Source organism: Burkholderia stagnalis (assembly GCF_902830275.1).
Lineage (GTDB): Bacteria > Pseudomonadota > Gammaproteobacteria > Burkholderiales > Burkholderiaceae > Burkholderia > Burkholderia stagnalis.
The window spans coordinates 22587-42437 of sequence record NZ_CADESW010000008.1; the positions used below are offsets into that span (position 1 = coordinate 22587).

At 69.6% G+C, this 19851-nt stretch carries 15 protein-coding genes; 6 read left to right on the plus strand and 9 right to left on the minus strand.

The window, feature by feature from the left end; genetic code table 11:
- Nucleotides 1-195: 195 nt before the first annotated feature.
- The 4 genes from HWY45_RS16035 to HWY45_RS16050 form a co-directional block, all read right to left on the minus strand.
- The gene (locus tag HWY45_RS16035; RefSeq protein ID WP_059884740.1) at nucleotides 196-1056 is read right to left on the minus strand and encodes an isocitrate lyase/PEP mutase family protein; all 861 of its coding nucleotides are present in this window, start codon (nucleotides 1054-1056) and stop codon (nucleotides 196-198) included.
- A gap of 257 nt (nucleotides 1057-1313) precedes the next feature.
- Nucleotides 1314-2174 (minus strand): MurR/RpiR family transcriptional regulator, encoded by an 861-nt coding sequence (locus HWY45_RS16040; RefSeq protein ID WP_017328754.1) that lies wholly within the window; start codon nucleotides 2172-2174, stop codon nucleotides 1314-1316.
- Between the two features lie 55 nt (nucleotides 2175-2229).
- A complete protein-coding gene (locus tag HWY45_RS16045) occupies nucleotides 2230-2583 on the minus strand; it encodes a YgiW/YdeI family stress tolerance OB fold protein (RefSeq protein WP_059884738.1) in 354 nt (117 codons plus the stop codon).
- A 170-nt stretch (nucleotides 2584-2753) separates the two neighbouring features.
- Nucleotides 2754-3383 (minus strand): DJ-1/PfpI family protein, encoded by a 630-nt coding sequence (locus HWY45_RS16050; protein WP_081059634.1) that lies wholly within the window; start codon nucleotides 3381-3383, stop codon nucleotides 2754-2756.
- A gap of 99 nt (nucleotides 3384-3482) precedes the next feature.
- Here HWY45_RS16050 and HWY45_RS16055 point away from each other — a divergent pair, with 99 nt between their 5' ends.
- The 4 genes from HWY45_RS16055 (at nucleotide 3483) to HWY45_RS16070 (ending at nucleotide 6825) form a co-directional block, all read left to right on the plus strand.
- On the plus strand, nucleotides 3483-4031 hold the full coding sequence (locus HWY45_RS16055) for a TetR/AcrR family transcriptional regulator (RefSeq protein ID WP_059884735.1): 549 nt from the start codon (nucleotides 3483-3485) through the stop codon (nucleotides 4029-4031).
- Nucleotides 4032-4146: 115 nt separating this feature from the next.
- A complete protein-coding gene (locus HWY45_RS16060) occupies nucleotides 4147-4809 on the plus strand; it encodes a response regulator (protein ID WP_059562531.1) in 663 nt (220 codons plus the stop codon).
- Nucleotides 4806-6188, plus strand: coding sequence for an ATP-binding protein (locus tag HWY45_RS16065; RefSeq protein WP_059801615.1), 1383 nt, complete (start codon nucleotides 4806-4808; stop codon nucleotides 6186-6188). The genes HWY45_RS16060 and HWY45_RS16065 overlap by 4 nt, the downstream gene beginning before the upstream one ends.
- Before the next feature lie 436 nt (nucleotides 6189-6624).
- Entirely contained in the window at nucleotides 6625-6825 is a 201-nt protein-coding gene (locus tag HWY45_RS16070; RefSeq protein WP_059801617.1) for a DUF805 domain-containing protein, read from the plus strand.
- A gap of 423 nt (nucleotides 6826-7248) precedes the next feature.
- Here the strand turns inward: HWY45_RS16070 and blaPEN-bcc are convergent, their stop codons facing one another.
- Nucleotides 7249-8142 carry a PEN family class A beta-lactamase, Bcc-type gene (blaPEN-bcc, locus tag HWY45_RS16075; RefSeq protein ID WP_059884734.1) on the minus strand — a complete coding sequence of 298 codons (894 nt, stop codon included), beginning with the start codon at nucleotides 8140-8142 and terminating at the stop codon, nucleotides 7249-7251.
- Nucleotides 8143-8256: 114 nt separating this feature from the next.
- Between blaPEN-bcc and penR the strand changes: the two genes are divergently transcribed.
- Nucleotides 8257-9147 carry a beta-lactamase transcriptional regulator PenR gene (gene penR, locus HWY45_RS16080; RefSeq protein ID WP_059884732.1) on the plus strand — a complete coding sequence of 297 codons (891 nt, stop codon included), beginning with the start codon at nucleotides 8257-8259 and terminating at the stop codon, nucleotides 9145-9147.
- A 491-nt stretch (nucleotides 9148-9638) separates the two neighbouring features.
- On the opposite strand, the gene HWY45_RS16085 is transcribed toward penR, so the two are convergent.
- The 3 genes from HWY45_RS16085 to HWY45_RS16095 all read right to left on the minus strand — a co-directional run bounded on the left by HWY45_RS16085 (nucleotide 9639) and on the right by HWY45_RS16095 (nucleotide 17970).
- A complete protein-coding gene (locus tag HWY45_RS16085) occupies nucleotides 9639-9890 on the minus strand; it encodes a hypothetical protein (RefSeq protein ID WP_059562515.1) in 252 nt (83 codons plus the stop codon).
- A gap of 94 nt (nucleotides 9891-9984) precedes the next feature.
- Entirely contained in the window at nucleotides 9985-12204 is a 2220-nt protein-coding gene (locus HWY45_RS16090; RefSeq protein WP_059801785.1) for an amylo-alpha-1,6-glucosidase, read from the minus strand.
- A 171-nt stretch (nucleotides 12205-12375) separates the two neighbouring features.
- Nucleotides 12376-17970: an autotransporter domain-containing protein gene (locus HWY45_RS16095; RefSeq protein WP_059884730.1), complete on the minus strand. Its 5595-nt coding sequence runs from the start codon at nucleotides 17968-17970 to the stop codon at nucleotides 12376-12378.
- 139 nt (nucleotides 17971-18109) lie between these two features.
- Between HWY45_RS16095 and HWY45_RS16100 the strand changes: the two genes are divergently transcribed.
- Entirely contained in the window at nucleotides 18110-18283 is a 174-nt protein-coding gene (locus HWY45_RS16100; RefSeq protein ID WP_155628691.1) for a hypothetical protein, read from the plus strand.
- Between the two features lie 435 nt (nucleotides 18284-18718).
- Here the strand turns inward: HWY45_RS16100 and mreB are convergent, their stop codons facing one another.
- A complete protein-coding gene (mreB, locus tag HWY45_RS16105; RefSeq protein WP_059562509.1) occupies nucleotides 18719-19753 on the minus strand; it encodes a rod shape-determining protein in 1035 nt (344 codons plus the stop codon).
- Nucleotides 19754-19851: the final 98 nt, after the last annotated feature.

Genomic DNA, 19851 nt, shown 5'->3' on the forward strand with positions numbered 1-19851 from the left:
CCCGCCCTGCGGGCGATTTCCGGAATCTTTCCATCAAATTGATGCGATACGATTAAAAACACCTGATCGAAAATACAGGGTTCGGCGAATTTGCCGGGCGCCCGGCCCATCGTCACTTAATTAATCGAGCGCGGATGCACTTGATTGGTGTCAATCAATGTTTCAACTGGAAACGATCCCACATTCTTTTCGGCATCAGTTTTCGAACGAGCGCGGTGAATTATTCTCTGCAGCGAACCAATGATCGAGCCGGGCGCCCGATACGGCTGCTTGAGCGAACGTAAACGTGCCGTCCTGCACCATTTCGGTGACCCCGCGCAGGAACGCGCCAAGAGCGGCCCGCGCGAGCGCGCTGCCGACGCTCACGCGCTTCACGCCAAGCGCCGCGAGCGCATCGAGGCTCAGCAACGGGCCCGACAGCCCCATCACGACGTTCACCGGCGCGTCCACCGCGCGCGTGAGCGCGGCGATCTCGTCGGGATCGGTCACGCCCGGTGCATACAGCACGTCGGCGCCGGCGTCGCGATACGCGACGAGACGCGCGATCGTGTCGGCCAGGTCACGCCGCCCGTTCAGGTAGTTCTCGCAGCGCGCGGTCAGCGTGAACGGGAACGGCAGCGCACGCGCCGCGTCGACGGCCGCCGCGATGCGCGCCACCGCGGCGTCGCGCGGATAGATCGGCGCGTCGGGGCGGCCCGTCGCATCCTCGATCGAACCGCCGACCGCGCCGGCGCCGGCGGCGAGCCGGATCGTCTCGGCCACCGTCCGCGGATCGTCGCCGAAGCCGTTCTCGAGATCGGCGCTGACCGGCAGGCCGCCGGCCGCGACGATCTCGGCAATGTGCGCGAGCATCGCGTCGCGGCCGATCGCATTGTCGGGCAGGCCGCGCGAATGCGCGTAACCGGCGCCCGTCGTCGCGAGCGCGCGAAAGCCGGCCATCGCGAGCAGGCGCGCGGTGCCGGCATCCCACGGGTTCGGCAGGATGAACGCGCCGGGCTGCGCATGCAGCGCGCGCAATGCGTGCGCGTGGCGGATCTGAAGGTCGGAAGGGATCATCGCGGGGCTCCGTTGGAACGTGGAAAGCCCCAGCGTACGCGCGCGGCGTGCAACGACGCTTCGGCGTGCGCTGAAATGTCGACGCGCGCGACGGTGGCGGTGGCGGTGGCGGTGGCGGTGGCGGTGGCGGCGGCGGCGGCGGCGGCGGTGGCGGCGGTGGCGGCGGTGGCGACGGTGGCGACGGTGGCGACGGTGGCGACGGTGGCGACGGTGGCGACGGTGGCGACGGTGGCGACGGCAACGCGTCCCGCGATCCGTCAGACCACGTACGCGCCCTTCGCGTGCAATTCGGCTTCCGCGTGTTCGAGCGCGGCGATCGCGTCGCTGCCCTCGAGCGCGAGCAGCTGCGCGACGAGCGCCTCGGCCAGCGCGTGCGCGGCGACCAGCGACGGAAAGAACGACGGGCTGTCGTGCGTGAAGATCAGTTGCGCGTCCGCATGCAGCGCGATCGGCGACACCGCGCTGTCGGTGATCGCGACGATCCGGCTGCCCTGCGCCTTCGCGGCCTGCGCGACGCGCGTCGCTTCCGCCGAATACGGCGCGAAGCTGACGATCACCGTCGCGCTGTGCTTCGCGATCGTGCGCAGTTCCATCTCGAGCGAGCCGGCCACGCCGGCGAGCAGCGACACGGTCGGCCGGAACAGCCGGTAGCCGTATACGAGCCCGAACGCGACCGGATAGCACGAGCGGAACCCGGCGACATGCACGTGCGACGCCTTGCGGATCAGCTTCGCGGCCTCCGCGAGCGCGTGCGCATTCTGCGCGGCGGTCGCGGAGAGATTGTGCTGCTGGGCGGCGAGCAGGTCGTGCGCGAGCGATGCCTTCGCATCGGGCCGCACCAGCGAGCGCGCCCGCTGCGTGAGCGGCTCGGGGCGCGTGCGCACGCGCGCGACGCACAGGTCGCGCAGCTCGTTCCAGCCGGGAAAACCGAATTGCTGCGCAAGCCGCACGAGCGACGCGGGCTGCACCTGCGCGCGCTGCGCGACCTTGCGCATCGACGACACGGCGACTTCGTCGGGATGATCGAGGAGAAAAGCCGCGCCCGCCTGGAATTGCGGGCTCAGCTCGGAAAATTGCGCCCGGATCCGGGACGCGAGTTCATCGAAATTGGCGGCCATCTTGGTGAAAGCGGAAACCGGTCGCCCATGGTATCACCGGCCCCGCGCGCACCGGTCAGCGCAGCACGTCGATCCGCTCGGCATCGACCTTCACGCGGCCCGACCACTTGCGCTCGAACTCGCCGGTCAGCTTCACCTCGTTGCGTTCGCTGACGGGCTGGCCGCCGGCCCACAGCTTGTCGTCGATCTCCACGCGGATCGTGCCGGTCGCGTCGGCGAATTCGTAATCCTCGCCGCCGACGTGCTTGACGATGCGCCCCTGCAGCAGTACGTGCTGGTCGTCCTTGCCGTTGGCGAGCAGTTCCTTCACGGTGGTCGCCGCCACGGTGGACGGCCCCGTGTATTGCGCGTGTGCGGCGGCCGGCAGCACGGCGAGCGCGATCGTCAGAATGGTGGCCAGTTGCTTCATGATGTCGTTCCTTTTCTTTGCATGACGCGCGTTCCCGATGAACGCGACACCCGAATATTACGAAACGTAAGATTAAGCAAAGCTGAAGATTGTGACGACGTGACGCAACGCCGCATTGGACGAGTACGAAGAAACCTGCTCGCGAGCGCCAGGCTTCCGTCGTCGGCCGCTCAGGCGACGCCGCTCACGCCGGCACCCTGCGCGATGCTCGACGCGACCAACTGCTGATAGATGTCCTGCTGGCCGGCCGGAAGCACGGGGCACAGCGTGTCGCGGCGCATCGCGTCGCCGAACAGGCGCTCGACCACCCAGCCGACCAGGTACAGCGCGGCCAGGCAGCCGCCGGCCGTCGCGACATTGCCGACGCTGGCGAACGGCCGGTCGTCCGGCATCACGCCGGCCTCGCGCAGCGCGTGCCGCGCATCGGGGTGGGTGGCGGCCCGCCGCCCGGGCAGCAGGCCCAGCCGATCGAGAATGAACGAACCGGCGCAAATCGAGCCGATCAACTGCCGCTCCGGCCGCAGCCGGAAGGCGCCGGTGAAGGCCGGATCGGCCAGCGCGGCCGGCACGCCCTCCCGGCCGCTCGAAAACAGCACGACATCGGCCCGGTTCGCCTCGGCCAGCGCGCCGTGGGTGTCGACGGCGAGGCCGTGGGCCGATCGCAGCGTCGGCTGCAGGCCGAGGATCCGGACGTCCCAGTCGCGGCGATTGCGGCCCAGGATGTCCCACATCAGGAACAGGTCGATGTCGGTGAATTGGTCGAAAGCGACAAGGGCGATTTGCTTCATCGGCGGCTCCATGGATTGACGGTTATCCGTCGCGCATCACAAAAAGGAAGCCGCAGCTTAGCGACGCAGGCGATACCATACACAGCCTGTATGTTTCTCGGGATACACCGCATGTTGACGCGTGACCACTGGATCGCCGCCGGCTTCGACGCCCTCGATCGCGAGGGCTATCCGGGCGTGTCCGTCGAGCGCCTGGCGCGGCGCCTGAACGTGACGCGCGGCTCGTTCTACCACCACTTCCGCAGCCGCGATGCGTTCGTCCATGCGCTGCTCGCGCAATGGGAAGCGGACTATACGGCGCGCATGCTCGCGCACGCGGCGCAAGGCCACAGCCTCGAAGACGTCCTCGCGCGCTACCTCGCGATCGCCGCGGAAAAGCAGCCCGGCCGGGAAATCGCGATTCGCGCGTGGGCGCGCCGCGATCCGCTCGCCGCCGAATACCAGGACCGCGTCGACCGCACGCGGCTGGCGTTCGCGATCGACACGTGCCGCGCGCGCCTCGCGGATCCCGGTCATGCCGAGCTCGTCGGCCGCGTCGCCCACCTGTGCCTGATCGGCGGCCAGCAATCCGGCGACCGGCACCAAGCCACATCGTTCTCACAATTCATCCGCACAGCGCTGACGCAGTTGCACGATGCACCGCGACCGAACCGCGCGTGAACGATCGCCGCGGCGCGCATCGCGCCGGCGCGCCTTAAGCCTCCGCTAACGCGCCCGCGCCTATCATCACGCCAACCGGCGCCCTGTCGCGCCGCCACGGAGAAACACGAAAGCCATGCGCGTACTGCTCGTCGAAGACGATCCGCTGATCGGCAGCGGGCTCGAACAGGGTCTGAAACAGGAAGGCTTCGCGGTCGACTGGGCCAGGGACGGCGATGCCGCGTCGCTCGCGCTGCGCACGACCCGCTACGGCCTGCTGCTGCTCGATCTCGGGCTGCCGAACCGCGACGGCCTGTCGGTGCTCGCCGCGCTGCGTCGCCGCGACGAGAACGTGCCGGCGATCATCATCACCGCGCGCGACGGGCTGTCCGACCGCATCGCCGGCCTCGACAGCGGCGCCGACGACTATCTCGTGAAGCCGTTCGCGCTCGAGGAACTGCTCGCGCGCATCCGCGCGGTGAACCGCCGGCACGCGGGGCGCGCGCAGACCCTGCTCGCGATCGGGCCGCTGCGGCTCGACCCGGTCAAGCACCAGGTCTGGCTCGGCGACGACGAAGTGGCGCTGTCGCCGAAGGAATTCGTGCTGCTGCACGAACTGATGCGCGAGCCGGGCGCGGTGATCTCCCGCGAGCAGTTCGAGGAGCGCCTGTACAGCTGGGGTGAGGAAATCGAAAGCAACGCGGTGCAGGTCCACATCCACAACCTGCGCAAGAAGCTCGGCCACGACACGATCCGCACGGTGCGCGGCGTCGGCTACCGGATCGGTGACGTCGCATGACGGGCCTGCGGCAGGCGATCGCGCGCTGGCGCGGCGCATCTCTGCGCCGGCGGCTGCTGTGCTGGCTGCTGCCGGCCGCCTGCGCGATCGGCGTGCTGGCGAGCGCCGGTACCTACTGGGCCGCGCTGCGCGAGCTCGACGACCTGCTCAACGACCAGATGCGCAGCATGTCGAAGCAGATCGTCGTCGGCCCGAACGGCGAGCTGTCGTTCAGCCGGCGCGGCGGCGGCGGTGACGACGACGAGCACCATTTCAAGACCGACGATCCGGATGCGGTGCTGCTGCAGGTGTGGCGCAAGGGCGCGCTCGTCTATTCGACCGACCGCGATTCGAAGCTGCCGCCGCCCGCACAGGCCGGCTTCGCGAGCGTCGATGTCGATGGCCAGATGTGGCGCACCTACGTAACCGAACGCGGCGGCACGACGATTCGCGTCGCGCAGGCGCGCTACGCGCGCCGCGAGGCGATCGCCGGCATCGCCGTGCACCTGCTGTGGCCGGTGCTCTCGATGCTGCCGGTGCTCGCGATCGGGCTGTGGTTCGGCATCGGCGCGGGGCTGCGGCCGCTGCGCACGATCGCCGCCGGGCTCAAGCGCCGCAACGCGAACAACCTCGAGCCGGTCGACGTCGCGTCGATGCCGAACGAGATGCGTCCGCTCGCCGAGGCGATCAACGACCTGCTCGCCCGCCTCGATCGTTCGTTCACGCTGCAGCGTCACTTCATCGCCGACGCCGCGCACGAACTGCGCACGCCGATCATGGGGCTGTCGATCCAAGCGCAGCTGCTGCAGCGCGCGGCGACGCCCGGCGAACGCGAGCACGTCCTCGCGCAGATCCACGCGGGCACGACCCGGCTCAGCCACCTCGCCGAGCAGTTGCTGACGCTCGCGCGCGTCGAACCGGATGCGCAGGCGGCCGCCTTCGCGCCGGTCGATCTCGCCGCGCTGTGCCGTGCGGTGGTAGCCGACCGCGCGCGCGTGGCCGACGCGCACCACGTCGACCTCGGCGCGACCGGCGCGTCGCGCGTGATGGTCGCCGGCCACGCCGACACCTTGCGCGTGCTGCTGAACAACCTCGTCGACAATGCGATCCGCTATGCGGGCGACGGTGCACGCGTCGACGTCGGCGCGCGCGTCGACGGCGCGACGCCGGTGCTCGAAGTTTCGGACGACGGCCCCGGCATCCCGGACGCGGAGCGCGCGGACGTGTGGGAGCGGTTCTATCGCGGCGCGGGTTCCCAGGCGGCGACGACGTCGGGCAGCGGCCTGGGCCTGTCGATCGTCAAGCGGATCGCCGAGCAGCATCGGGCGACGGTCGCACTCGGCACGAGCGCGGGCGGCCACGGCCTCACCGTCACGGTGCGCTTCGATGCACCAGCATGAATCCGTGCGGATGCCCGGTTTGTCCACAGATTTTGTTGGCAAGCTTGTGGATATCCTGCGCAACATCACGCTAAACCCTTGATCCGGCGGGCTTTGGCATGCGTGATGCAGACGGGGCTCGCGCGTGCGGCACACTGCACGCCATTTTTTCGGAATTCGCACCACGGCCCCGCGGGCGATGCACCGGGAAGCGTCGCGGCTGCGTGGGCGCCGACCCCGCCAGTTACCCACAGTTTTTGTTGGCAAGCTTGTGGATATCCTGCGCACGCCTGCGCTAACCCGTTGATCGGACGGCGAATCGTGCGGCGCGTCAGCGATGCGGCACCGCGGCGGGCCGCAACGGCTTGACGCTCGCGCACGCGACGCGTCACCATCACGCCAGCCGGCATCCTGTCCACGCAGTACAACGACAATCAACTCGCTCGAGGGGAAGGCCATGCATCATTTCAGCGCGCTGAAGCTGCTCGTCATGCTCGTCATCATCGCGATCTGCATCTATCCGTATGTCCGCATCGTCCGGCGCACCGGCCACTCCGGCTGGTGGGTGCTGACGATGGCCGTACCGATCCTGAACTTCATAATGCTCTGGGTGTTCGCGTTCGTGCGCTGGCCGGCCGTCGACGACCAGCGCGGCTGAGCGCCGCCGCCTCTCGGCGGCCCGGCTTTTCCACAGATTTTGTTGGCAAGCATGTGGATAGCCTGCGCATACCGCGGTCAACTGCCTGATCCGAAAGGCTTTCCTTGCGCCGTCGCGAATGAGGCACGCGCACGCCGGGAGGCCGGCGCGCGCGCCCTGCTTGTCCACAATTTTTGTTGGCAAGCATGTGGATAGCCTGCGCATACCCCGCTCAAGCGCTTGATCCGAAAGGCTTTCCCGGCATCGCCACGAATGAGGCACATGGGATGCCGGGAGCAGAGCGCCCCGCCAGGCGCACCCCGCTATCCACAGATTTTGTTGGCAAGCATGTGGATATCCTGAGCATGTGCGAGCTAAGTGGTTGATCGCACAACATTTCAGGTCGCGCGTCGAATTCGCGTCACGCCCGGCGCGCCGCGCCGATCAGCCGAGCGCCGCGATCGCGATGCGCGTCGCCGCCGCGATCACGTCGTCCTTCGCCTGCGCATCGGCGCGCGCCTGCGTGTAGTACACGGCCAGCGCGACCGGCCCGCCCGCAGGCGACCACAGCACGCCGACGTCGTTGGTCGTCCCGTAGTCGCCCGTGCCGGTCTTGTCGCCGACCTGCCAGCCCGCCGGCACGCCCGCGCGAATCCGCTTGTCGCCCGTCTTGTTGCCGCGCAGCCATGCCACGAACTGCGCGCGCTGCGGCGCGGGCAATGCGTCGCCGAGCGCGAGCACGCGCAGGCTGGCGGCCATCGCGGCGGGCGTCGTCGTATCGCGCGGGTCGCCCGGCAGCGCGGTATTCAGTTCGGTTTCCCAACGATCGAGCCGGAACGTGTCGTCGCCGATCGTGCGCGCGAACGCGGTCACCGCCGACGGCCCGCCGAGCACCTTCATCAGCAGGTTCGCGGCCGAGTTGTCGCTGTACTGCGCGGTCGCCTCGCACAGCTCGCCGACCGTCATGCCCGCGCCGACGTGCTGCTCCGTCACCGGCGAATAGCGCACGAGATCGGCCTGGCGATACGTCACGCGCTGCGCGAGCAGCGCCGGACGCGCGACGCTCTGCGCGAGCACCGCGGCGATCAGCATCGCCTTGAACGTGCTGCAGAACGGGAAGCGCTCGTCGGCGCGATGCTGCACGCGCCGGCCGGTCGCGGTGTCGATCGCGCACACGCCGAGGCGGCCGCCCGCCGCGCGTTCGAGCGCATCGAACGACGTCGCGGAAGCAACGGACGGCGCGCCCGCCTGCGACGACGCGCATGCGTTCACGGTCAGGACGAGCGGCGCCGTCGCGGCGGCCAGCAGCAGGGTTCGGCGTTGCGATGAGTAGGTCATGGGGGTGTCTCGTAGTGGAAGGGAAGCGTGATGCCGGCCCGGCGAGACGAACTATCGTCAGTTTACGGTTCACTGACAAGCAACGATAATTGAGCGCTGACAAAAGAATTTCTTATGACCAAGCTCCGCCCCCATCTTCCGCTCAACGCCCTGCGCGCGTTCGAATCGTCCGCGCGCCACCTGAACTTCACGCGCGCCGGCCTCGAGCTGAGCGTGACCCAGGCCGCGGTCAGCCAGCAGGTCCGGATGCTCGAGGAGCGGCTCGGCTGCACGCTGTTCACGCGCCTGCCGCGCGGGCTCGGGCTCACCGACGAGGGCCGCGCGCTGCTGCCGGTGCTGAGCGATGCGTTCAGCCGCATCGAGACGGTGCTCAAGCAGTTCGACGGCGGGCGTTTCCACGAGGTGCTGTCGCTCGGGGTCGTCGGCACGTTTGCCCTAGGCTGGCTAATGCCACGCCTGAAACACTTCCGCGACACCCATCCGTTCGTCGAGCTGCGGCTGCGTACCAACAACAACGTCGTCGATCTCGCCGCCGAGGGGCTCGACTTCGCGATCCGGTTTGGCGTCGGCAACTGGCCGGCCACGCGCAACCAGCCGCTGCTCGACGCGCCGCTCAGCGCGCTGTGCGCGCCGGAGATCGCCGAACGCCTCGCGCAGCCGGCCGATCTCGCGAACGAAACGCTGCTGCGCTCGTACCGCACCGACGAATGGCTCGGCTGGTTCGCGGCCGCGCAGCTCGAGCCGTGGCCGGTCGGCGGGCCCGTGTTCGATTCGTCGCGGCTGATGATCGAGGCAGCGATGCAAGGCGCCGGCGTCGCGCTCGCGCCGGCCTGCATGTTCGCGCGCGAGCTGCAGCTCGGCCTGCTCGCGCGGCCGTTCGACATCGACGTGCGGGCGGGCGGCTACTGGCTCACGTCGCTGAAGTCGAAGCCGCTCACGCCGGCGATGACGCTGTTTCGCGACTGGATCGTCGACGAGGCGGCCGGCTCGATGCCGGCAGCATGAGCTTCGCGGCCGTGCCGCTTGTCCACAGATTTTGTTGGCAAGGATGTGGATATCCTGGGTACCCGGCGCCTAACTCGTTGATCCGGCACGATTTCCCGCCGCGACACCCGCTTCGGGCAGGCCGCCCGCGCGAGGCAGCCGTCACCCGCGCGGCGCCCCGGCATTACCAACCATCGCGACGCAATGGCGCACGAGTTATCCACAGATTATGTTGGCAACCCTGTGGATATCGTGCCGATGCGGCATGTAAGCATTTGATACAACGGGAGATTCGCTCCGGCGCCACCCCGGTGGCGCAGACTAGGCACGCGCGATCCGATCGCCGCGCCTCCTTTCGGCGGCAGGCAGGTTCTCCACAATTTTTGTTGGCAAGCTTGTGGATATCCTGCGCACGCGATGCCTAACCCATTGAGCGCACGGCATTTTGTGCGCGTGCGCAATCGGTCGGCCGGCGGGCATGCGCGGCGGCGCGCGCACCGCCACGCGGGGATTCAGCGCTTCTCGAGCGAGCCGCGCAAGTCGCGCGCCTTGTCGCGCAGCGCCTCGTAGCCGGAGCGCGCATGTTCGGGCAGGTCGGGGTCGCCGATCAGCGCGCCGAGGGTTTCGATCAGGCTGAAGAGGATGCCTTTTGCCGCGCCGACGGCGATGCTCTGCGATTCGATCGACTCGTGCAGGTGGTTGACCGCCGCTTCGAGATGCTCGAGCTTCTGCTCGCCGTCGTCGGGCCGCTTGTCGGTCGTCATCGTGTGCCTCCGGAAAGTTCGAGGGTCATGTCGCGATTCTATGCCTGCGTGCGCGAACGTGGCGCGACATCGCTCAACGTTCACGCATGCCGCGCTACAGCACCGCGACGACCTTCACGCGCCCCGGCTCCGCCGCCGCGACCACCTGGCCGTCGACGCGCCGGAACGTCAGCGACACGCTGTCGTCACCCACCCGCAGGCCGTCGATCCGCAGCCAGTCGACGCCTTCCGGCAGCGTCGGCCGCTCGACCCGCACTTCGTGGCGCATGGCGTCGACGCTCACGCCGAGGCAGGCCTGCAGCATCATGAACGGCGCGCCTGCCGCCCACGCCTGCGGCAGGCACGCGACCGGATAGGCGGTCGGCGGCTCGCCGCGCCGGCGCGGGAACCCGCAGAACAGCTCCGGCAGCCGCATCTCGAAGCTCACCGCGGCCTCGAACAGCGCGCGCAGCAGGTTCAGCACGGCGGCCTTGTCGCCGTAGCGCGCGAGCCCGCGCGCGGCAAGCGCATTGTCGTGCGGCCACACCGAGCCGTTGTGGTACGCCATCGGGTTGAAGCGCGGCTGGCCGGCGGCCAGCGTGCGCACGCCCCAGCCGGTCTGGAACAGCGTCGAGCCGAGCACGTCCGCGACCGCCGCGCCGCGCGCCCGATCGGGCAGGCCGAACGCGAGCAGATGGCCGGCATTCGACGCGAGCACGCGACACAGCTCGCCGTGGCCGTCGAGCGCGATCCCGTAGAAATTCGCCTCCGGCATCCAGAACAGCGCCTCGACCTGTTCGCGCAACTGCTTCGCGCGCAGCGCATAGCGCGTCGCGTCGGCCGCGTGGCCGCGCCGCTGCGAGCACGCCGACATCGCGTCGAATGCCGCGCACGCATACGCCTGCACTTCGACGAGCGCGATCGGCCCGTCGGGGAAGCGGCCGTCCGCGTGGAACACCGAGTCGTGGCTGTCCTTCCAGCCCTGGTTCGCGAGGCCGCGCTCCGACGTGCGCTGGTAGTCAAGCAGTCCGTAGGGATTGCGGTCGCACTTGTCGGTCACCCACTGGATCGCGCGTTCGAGCGCGGGCCACAGCTCGTCGAGCAGCGCGTCGTCGCCGGTGTGCTCGACGTACGCGCCCGCCAGCACGACGAACAGCGGCGTGGTGTCGACGCCGCCGTAGTACAGCTCGAACGGCACCTCGCCCGTCGCCGCCATCTCGCTCTTGCGGCATTCGTGCATGATCTTGCCCGGCTCGGCATCGCGAAACGCGGACGTCTCGCGCGCCTGGCGCGACGCGAGAAACCGCAGCACGCCGCGCGCGAGCGACGGCTGCAGCCACAGCATCTGCAGCGACGTGATCACCGCGTCGCGGCCGAACGGCGTCGAGAACCACGGAATGCCCGCATACGGATACGGGCCCGTGTCGAGCTGCGTCGTCAGCAGGCCGAGATCCGCGAGCGATCGGTCGAGCCATGCATTGAACAGCGGGTTGCCGGTGCGCACGCGGGCCATCGTCGCGCGCCGCGCGCGCATCGCGCGGTGCACCGCGACGAGCGCCGTGCGCAACGCGGGGCGGTCGCACGCAGGCGCTTCGCCCGGCACATCGCCGACCGTCGCCTCGACGGTCAGGTAGATCGACACGCACGCCTGCGCGGCGATCGTCAGCGTGTAGTCGGCGCGATCGACCGACAGCACGTCGGGCGCCGGCGAGAAATTGAGCGTCACCGCGCGTTCGACGCCGTCGAGCCCGTCGTAGCGCAGGCGCACCGCGCCTGCTTCGATGCGCGGCGCGGCGACCGTGCCGCGGCGCACGCGCTGCGTGCCGCGCACCTCGAACATGTCCTTGAAATCGGCCGAGAACGACAGCGACAGCGGCACCTCGGCCTCGCTCGCGCCGTAGTTCGTCAACATCAGCGCCTCGTAGAGCACGTTGTTCGCGAGCACGCGCATCCGCTCGATGTGGATCACGCCCTCGGGCGTCTCGCGGCCGCCGAGCGGCGGCAGCGGCCGGTTCGTCAGGTGCGCGGTGAACGATGCGTTGTCGGCGCTCGTCGCGCCCGACAGCAGCGACGGCGCGCGGCCGCCGAACGTCAGGCGCCAGTTCGACAGCACGCGCATGTCGTCGACGAACAGGCCGTCGTCGTGGCCGCCGATGTCGCCGAGGGCATCGCTGACCACGAACGCGTCGTCGGCCTTCAGCACGTACTGGTTGTTGCGCGCGGCCGCCAGCGGATCGGCTTCCGGCGCGATGAATGCGGGGCCCGACGCCTTGGTCGGAGGAAGGGGCGCGACCTGCGGCGCTTGCGTGGTCGTTGCGTCGGCTTGATTCGGCATCGATGCTCCTGGGTCGGACAGCACGCGCGGCGCGCGTCGCCGGTTCCGCACAGGATAGGCCAGATTGCGCCGGGCGCGCAGCGAGCCGGATGCGCGGCGGCCCCGCGCGGCGTCGATGCCGGGCGGGGCCGCTTGTGTGTGCCGCCGTGTCGGCGGCCGGTCAGAGGTGGCTCAGAAGCGCCACAGGATGTTGCCGAGCACCGCGTTGTCGCGCACGCCGCTGCCGAACTGGCCGCTGTACGACACGCCGAGCGTCAGGTTCTTCGTCACGCTCGCGTCGAGCCCGACCTCGAGCACCGCGCTGTCGCGCGCGATCGGCACGCCCGCGACCTGGAACGACGAACTGCCGCTCGCAAACGCGAACGTCGACTTCGGCCGCGCGTTGCCGAACGCGTGCCGCCAGCCGACCGTCCCGCGCGCCGTCAGCGCGCCCTTCGCGAGCAAGCCGAGCTCCGTCGCCGCGCGCACGCCGAGGGTCGAGAAGCCGACGTGGCTCGTGTCCGAATCGGCGTGCAGCGCGGCCGCGCCGCCGGTTTCCGTGTAGCCGCTCGTATGCAGCCGCACGTACGCGAGCCCGGCGAACGGCTCGAGCGCGACGCGCCCCACGGGAATCGCGTAGCCGACCTCGCCGAACACCTGCGCGGTGTTCGCGTTGTAGCCGGCCGAGTTGCTGTCGCTGAAGCCCGCGTACGACGGATGGCGGTCGCTGTTGATCCGGTGCCACGTGTACGCCGCGCCGCCGCGCACGCCGAGCGCGTCGAACTGCGTGCCGCCGTACAGCACGACCGAGTAGCTGTTCAGCGACGCCGACGCGCTCTGGTCGTTGTCGAGCGAGCTGTGCGTGACGCTGCCCGCGAGGCCGACGCGCGTGCGCTCGTCGAGCGCCATGTCGGCGCCGGCGATGAAGCCCGTCATGCTGCGGTTGATCGTCGACGCGTTACCGTCGCCGGCCAGCCGGCTGCGGCCGCCGAAGCCCTGCCCCCACACGACCGGCCGGTACGGCACGTTGCTGACGCAGCCGGCGTGCGAGCCGAGCCGCCGCTCGGGCGCCAGCGTGTTGCCGCGCGCCGCGGCCGCGCCCGTGTCGTCGCACAGCGCCGAGCCGCCCGACGACAGCGCCGCGAGCGGCCCCGAGCCCGCCGCGAGCCCCTGGCGCACGCGATCCGACACCGCGTCGCGCACGTAGCGGCTGTCGGTCATCAGCATGCTCTTCGCGCTCGCCTGGAACTCGCCGCCGAGCTGCCGGAACGCGGTGCGTGCGGTCGGCGCGTCGGCGACGAGCACCGAGTCGTACACCGGGTTGCCGTCGCCCAGCGTGCCGATCGCCGTGGCGACGGCCACTTCGTTCGGCGTCTTCGCGACCGACGCGAACGACGTGCCGTTCGCCCCCAGCTGCAGGTACACGTGAGTCGGGTCATAGCTGAGCGTCGGCGTGACGAACGCATAGTTCGAGCTCACGCCCGTGAACTGCCCCTGCACGCCGCCGACCGCGCTCAGGATCGTGTACGGCTGGTTGGCCTGATACGACGCCTGGCTCGCGATCACCTGCACATTGCCGCCGTTCAACGTCGCGCTGCCCGTCGCCGCGAGGCTGCCGCTTTGCTGCGGCGTCGTGGCGACCTGCATCGTCGAGCCCGGCTGGAACGTCACGTTGCCCGCGACGTTCAGCGCCTGCCCCGGCTGCGACAGCGACGCGGTGCCGCCGCTCGCGACGACGAGGCCGCCGATCGTGCCGGTGCCCGTGACCGTCGCGCCGCCCTGCACGGTCACGGCCGATGCGGCCAGCGAGCCGTTGACGGCCAGCGTGCCGGCCGCGACCGTCGTCGGCCCGGACAGCGTGCTCGTGCCGGTGAGCGTCAGCTGGCCGCTGCCCGCCTGCGTGAGCGAGCCGCTGCCGGACAGGATGCTGGCGACCATGACGTTGCCGGACTGGTTGAAGACGAGCGCGCCGTTGTTGGCGATGTCGCCCGCGACGCTGCCCGACGTGCCGCCGTTGCCGAGCTGCAGCGTGCCGCCGGCCGCGATCGTGGTGCCGCCCGTGTACGTGTTGCTGCCGGTCAGCACCTGGGTGCCGCTCGCCACCGTGACGCCGCCCGCGCCCGCGATCGTGCCGCCGAACGCGGTGCCGCCACCGTTCAGCGCCAGCGCGTTGCCGCCGAGATTCACGTTGGTGCCGGCCGCGCCCGACAGCGCGCCGATCGTCTGCGCGCCCGTCGCGCCGCTCACGTCGAGCGTCGCGCCCGTGCCGGCGAGGTTCACCGCGCCCGTCGACGCGAGGCTGCCGCCCGCGCCCAGCGCGAGCGTGCCTGCGTTGATCGTCGTGCCGCCGGTGTAGCCGGCCGCGCTCGCCAGCGTCACCGTCGCTGCGCCGGTCTTCACGAGCGCGCCCCCGCCGGTGATGCTGCCGCTCAGCGTGAGCGCGTTGCTGCCGCCGAGCGTCAGCGCCGCACCCGTCCCGAGGTTGACCGCGTTGCCGAACGTCATGCCGGTGCTCGTATCGAGCGTCGCGGCGCCGCCGACGTTCAGCGCGCCGTTGCCGAGCGCCCCGCTGTTGCCGAGCACCACGCTGCCGCTGTTCAGGTTCGTGCCGCCCGTGTACACGTTCACGCCGGTCAGCGTCTGCGTGCCGGTGCCGGCCAGCGTCAGGCTGCCGGCGCCGCCGATCGTGCCGCCGAAGGTGCCGCTGGCGGTTCCGCCCAGCGTCAGCGCGTTGCCGCCCAGATTGACGCTCGTGCCCGCGCCGCCCGACAGCGCGCCGAGCGACTGGGCACCCGTCGCTGCGCTCAGGTCGAGCGTCGCCCCCGCGCCGGCCAGGCTCACCGCGCCGGTCGACCCGAAACTGCCGCCCGCGCCGAGCGCCAGCGTGCCGTCGTTGATCGTCGTGGTGCCGGTGTACGTGTTCGCGCCCGTCAGCGTCGTGGTCGCCGGGCCGTTCTTGACGAGACCGCCCCCGCCGGAAATCGGGCCGCTCAGCCCGAGGGCATTGCTGCCGCCGAGCGTCAGCGCCGCGCCCGTCGCGAGGTTGACGGCATTGGTGAGCGTCAGGCTCGCGTTCGTATCCAGCGTGGCCGCACCGCCCACGTTCACCGCGCCGAAGCCGAGCGCCTGGTTATTGCCGAGCACGAGGGTGCCGCTGTTCAGGTTCGTGCCGCCCGTGTACGTGCTCGCGCCGTTCAGCGTCTGCGTGCCGCTGCCGGCCAGCGTCAAGGCGCCCGTGCCGCCGATCGCGCCGTTGTATGTCGCGCTGCCGCTGCCGCCCAGCGTCAGCGTGCTGCCGCCGAGGCTCACGTTCGTGCCTGCCACGCCCGTCAACGCGCCGATCCTCTGCGCGCCGCCCGCGCTGATGTCGAATGCGGCGCCCGCGTTCGCCAGGTTCACCGTGCCGTCCGCCCACAGGCTGCCGCCCGCGCCGATTGCCAGCGTGCCGGCGTTGATCGTCGTGCCGCCCGTGAAACTGCTCGCGCCCGTCAATGTCGTCGTCGCCGCGCCGTTCTTCACGAGCGCGCCGCCACCGGTAATCTGGCCGCTCAGCCCGAGGGCGTTGCTGCCGCCGAGCGTCAGCGTCTTGCCCGTCCCGAGGTTGATGGCGTTGGCGACCGTCATGCTCGTGGTCGTATCGAGCGTCGCCGTGCCGCCGACGTTCAGCGCGCCGTTGCCGAGCGCGTTGCCATTGCCGAGCACGAGGCTGCCGGCGTTCAGCGTCGTGCCGCCCGTAAAGTTGTTCGCACCGGACACCGTCAGCGTCCCCGCGCCGTTCTTCACGAGGCCGCCCGCGCCGGAGATCGTGCCGCCCAGGCCGAGATCGGTGCTGCCGGCGAGCGTCAGCGTCGTGCCCGTGGCGAGGTTGACGGCGTTCGCGAGCGACACGTTGGTGGTCGCGTCGAGCGTGGACGAGCCGCTGACGTTCACCGCGCCGATGCCGAGCGCCGTATTGCTGCCGACGGCGAGATTGCCGCCATTCAGGTTCGTGCCGCCCGTGTACACGTTCACGCCGGTCAGCGTCTGCGTGCCGGCGCCTGACAGCGTCAGGCTGCCCGAGCCGCTGATCGTGCCAGCGTAGGTCGCGTTGATGCTGCCGCCGAGCGTCAGCGAATTGCCGCCGAGATCCACGGTCGTGCCGGCCGCGCCCGCCAGCGCGCCGATCGTCCGCGCGCCCGACGCGGTGCTCAGGTCGAACGTCGCGCCCGCGCCGGTCAGGTTGACCGTGCCCGTCGTCGCCAGGCTGCCGGCGCCGCTCAGCGCGAGCGTGCCGCTGTTGATCGTCGTGTCGCCCGTATACGTGTTCATGCCGCTCAGCGTCGTCCTCCCCGCACCGTTCTTCACGAGGCCGCCGTCGCCGCTGATCGTGCCGGACAGCCCGAGATCGTTGCTGCCGCCGATCGTCAGCGTCGAGCCGTTGTTGAGATTGACCGCGTTGTTGAGCGTGACGTTCGTGCTCGTGTCGAGCGTCGCCGCGGCATTGACGTTCAGCGCGCCGACGCCGAGCGCCCCGTTGTTGCCGGCCACCAGGCCGCCGCCGTTCAGGTTCGTGCCACCCGTGAACGTGTTCGCGCCGGACAGCGTCAGCGTGCCGCCATCGTTCTTCGTCAGCGCGCCGCTGCCCGACACCGTGCCCGACAGCGTGATCCCGGTCGCGCCCTGCACCGTCAGCCCGCCCACGAGCGCCACGTTGTTGGATACGTTGAGCCCCGCCGTGCCCGCCTGCAGCGCGCCGCCGCCGCCGGTGATGGTGCCGGTGCCGAGCGACGCGTTGTCGTTGATGATCGCGACGCCGCCCGACAGCGTCGCGTCCTGCGCGGTGGACGCGCCATTGATCGTCCAGGTGCCGTTCTCGACGCTCAGGTGATTGAAGTTGATGTAGTTGTTGACCGCGATCGTGCCGTTCGCAGGGGTGCCCTGCTGCAGCTTGAGCGTGTTGTCGCCGCCCGCGCCGCCGTCGACGATGCCCGTCTGCGCCACGTTGAGCGTGTTCGGACCGACCGTGATGTTGAACGCGGTGCCGGTGCCGCCCGCCGTGTTGACCGACGAGCCTGTCTTCGCGATGAACGTGTTGTTGCTGTTCGCGCCCATCGACACGCTGCCGTTGATCGTGCCCGAGTTGGTGAACGTATTGCCCTGCCCGGGCGTGCCGTTCGTGCCGAGCGACACGCGGCCGTTGATCGTGCCGCTGTTCGTCATGTTGACCTTGCCGCCGCCGTATGCGGCGACCACGGGCGCATCCGCGCCGGACAGCGTCGCGCCGACCAGCGGGTTCGAGCCGATCGTGCCGGTGTTCGTGATGGTCGACGTGCCGCCCGTGCCGTTCTGGACCGACAGCGCCATGCCCGTCACGCCGCTGATCGCGACCCCGGTCGAGCCGTTCATCGTGCCGTTGTTGGTGACGGTGGCGGTGCTCGCCGACGCATTGCCGACCACCGCGCCGCTCGACAGCACGCCGAGCCCCGAGCCGAGCGCCGACGGGTCGATCGTGCCGTTGTTGGTCAGCGTGGTGTTGTTGCCGGTCAGCGACATCGCCGTGCCGCCGACGCCGAGCAGCACGCCGACGCTCGCACCCGGGTTGACGGTCGCGTTGATGTTGTTCGCGCTGTTCGCATAGCTCGGCGCGAGCGGGTTGGCGACGCCCGAGCAGGTCACGGTGGTGCCCGCCGTGCTGCAGGTCGCGTACGCCGGAACGATGCCGGCGCCGGAGAGCGCGAGGCAGACGCCGGTCGGCAGCAGGAAGCGCGGGAGTGTCTCTTTGGTTTTTCTCGAACGCATGCGGTTCATGCTGATTCTCTCCTGTCAGCAGATACGGACGGCAAGGAACGGCTCGATGGCTCTTGATGGCAACGACGACGGCTGAAAATCGCGGGCAAACACGTACCCCTCCGACGCCGCGGAAAACGTTGTCGGCGGATGGATTCAGATGGTGAAGATTGAAATCGGCCCGGAAATGCGAACAGCGACGCTAGTCAAATGGCATGACGGCGACCCCTCTGGCAGCGACATTCTGGTTGATTTGATAACTGCCCTGCGTTTTGTCAGACAAGGCTATATCAAACCAACCCTATTTGCCAATCGATATGTCGAGATGAATTGACTTGGGTAGCCGGATATCGACTGGATTGCATGATTCAGTCATGCAAATCGCTGCGTGCGATCGCAGCGCCGGCGCGCAAAGGCTTTCCGGCAGGGCACAACGGCGTGAAACGTTTAGCACGGCGACGCGGGCGCATGCCGTCGCGCGCCACTCCCGGGAATGCCGCGGCGCAATAGTTTTCAAACTGAAAAAATTGCCGATTTTATTCGTTAATCGCCGAAATAATTAAGTTTTCGATTAACGGCGAGAATCCCTTTTTTTCGGGCCTTTCATTTCGGATTTCGATTCACCCGAACGAAGTGTGGCGTGAAATGTGCAATTTGATTCGATGACCGACGGGGGATCGTCGGGGGGCGCGCGGGCTGCGCCGCAACAACCGTGGAGGAAGAGAAATGGGGCCGAATATTTGAACGGCGGCCCCGGCCGTGTCGCGCGTCAGGCTGCCGCGCGCACCGGGAACTGCCCCATCGCCGCGCCCGCGCCGCGCACCGCGCAGGTCAGCGGATCGTCCGCGACCCGTGCCGTGAGGCCGGTCTCGTCGTGCAGCCGCTTGGCGAGATTTGCGAGCAGCGATCCGCCGCCCGTCAGCACGATGCCGCGATCCGCGATGTCGGTGATCAGCTCGGGCGGCGCGTTCTCGAGCGTGCGCTTGACCGCGCTCACGACCGCGTTCAGCGGTGCGGCGAGCGCGTCGGCGATGTCGTGGTTGCTGAGCTCGATCGTGCGCGGCAGGCCGTCGACGACGCTGCGGCCAACCGCCCGCATCGTGTCGCGCGGCACGTTGGCGCTCGCGGTGCCGATCGTCTTCTTCACATGCTCGGCGGTCTGCTCGCCGAGCTGGACGCCGTACAGCGTGCGGATATGGTTGACGATCGCCGCGTCGAACTGCTCGCCGCCGACGCGGATCGCCTCGCGATAGACGATGCCGCCGAGCGCGATCACCGCGACCTCGGTCGTGCCGCCGCCGATGTCGACGACCAGCGAGCCGATCGCGTCGGTCACCGGCAGCCCTGCGCCGAACGCGGCGGCGAGCGTCTCGTCGACCAGCGTGACGCGCGCGGCGCCCGCCGCGAGCGCCGCCTCGGACAGCGCGTGCCGCTCGACCGCCGTCGCCCCGGACGGCACGCACAACGTGACCTCGACGCGCCGGCCGAAGCGCGAGCGCGTGCGCGACATGTCAATGAAGTGACGGATCATCTGCTCGGCCGCGTGCGCGTCGGCGATCACGCCGTGCTGCAGCGGCCGCACCGCTTCAAGATGCACCGGCTCGCGGCCGAGCAGCGCTTTCGCGCGCTCGCCGACCGCCTCCAGCATCGGCCGGGCAACCGCGCCGTCCGGCTTGCGGAAACAGATGACCGACGGCTGGTTCAGCACCACGCCCCGCTCGTGCGTGTAGATCCGCGTGGTCGCGGTACCCGTATCGATCGCAACGGGTTGCGCAAACAGCTTTCCGAACAGCGGTGTCGGCATGATCAGGCCCTTTACAAACGGGTGAAACGTTTTCGGCGACGCACGGCGTGTGCCCGCCCATCTCCGGCTTAGCGGCAAATTGTGCCGATACTTTAATC

Bases quoted from the DNA above. Each gene is read 5' to 3' on its own strand.
- HWY45_RS16035 (WP_059884740.1), bottom strand. From the start codon at position 1,056: ATGATCCCTTCCGACCTTCAGATCCGCCACGCGCACGCATTGCGCGCG.
- HWY45_RS16040 (WP_017328754.1), bottom strand. From the start codon at position 2,174: ATGGCCGCCAATTTCGATGAACTCGCGTCCCGGATCCGGGCGCAATTT.
- HWY45_RS16045 (WP_059884738.1), bottom strand. From the start codon at position 2,583: ATGAAGCAACTGGCCACCATTCTGACGATCGCGCTCGCCGTGCTGCCG.
- HWY45_RS16050 (WP_081059634.1), bottom strand. From the start codon at position 3,383: ATGGAGCCGCCGATGAAGCAAATCGCCCTTGTCGCTTTCGACCAATTC.
- HWY45_RS16055 (WP_059884735.1), top strand. From the start codon at position 3,483: ATGTTGACGCGTGACCACTGGATCGCCGCCGGCTTCGACGCCCTCGAT.
- HWY45_RS16060 (WP_059562531.1), top strand. From the start codon at position 4,147: ATGCGCGTACTGCTCGTCGAAGACGATCCGCTGATCGGCAGCGGGCTC.
- HWY45_RS16065 (WP_059801615.1), top strand. From the start codon at position 4,806: ATGACGGGCCTGCGGCAGGCGATCGCGCGCTGGCGCGGCGCATCTCTG.
- HWY45_RS16070 (WP_059801617.1), top strand. From the start codon at position 6,625: ATGCATCATTTCAGCGCGCTGAAGCTGCTCGTCATGCTCGTCATCATC.
- blaPEN-bcc (WP_059884734.1), bottom strand. From the start codon at position 8,142: ATGACCTACTCATCGCAACGCCGAACCCTGCTGCTGGCCGCCGCGACG.
- penR (WP_059884732.1), top strand. From the start codon at position 8,257: ATGACCAAGCTCCGCCCCCATCTTCCGCTCAACGCCCTGCGCGCGTTC.
- HWY45_RS16085 (WP_059562515.1), bottom strand. From the start codon at position 9,890: ATGACGACCGACAAGCGGCCCGACGACGGCGAGCAGAAGCTCGAGCAT.
- HWY45_RS16090 (WP_059801785.1), bottom strand. From the start codon at position 12,204: ATGCCGAATCAAGCCGACGCAACGACCACGCAAGCGCCGCAGGTCGCG.
- HWY45_RS16095 (WP_059884730.1), bottom strand. From the start codon at position 17,970: ATGAACCGCATGCGTTCGAGAAAAACCAAAGAGACACTCCCGCGCTTC.
- HWY45_RS16100 (WP_155628691.1), top strand. From the start codon at position 18,110: ATGGTGAAGATTGAAATCGGCCCGGAAATGCGAACAGCGACGCTAGTC.
- mreB (WP_059562509.1), bottom strand. From the start codon at position 19,753: ATGCCGACACCGCTGTTCGGAAAGCTGTTTGCGCAACCCGTTGCGATC.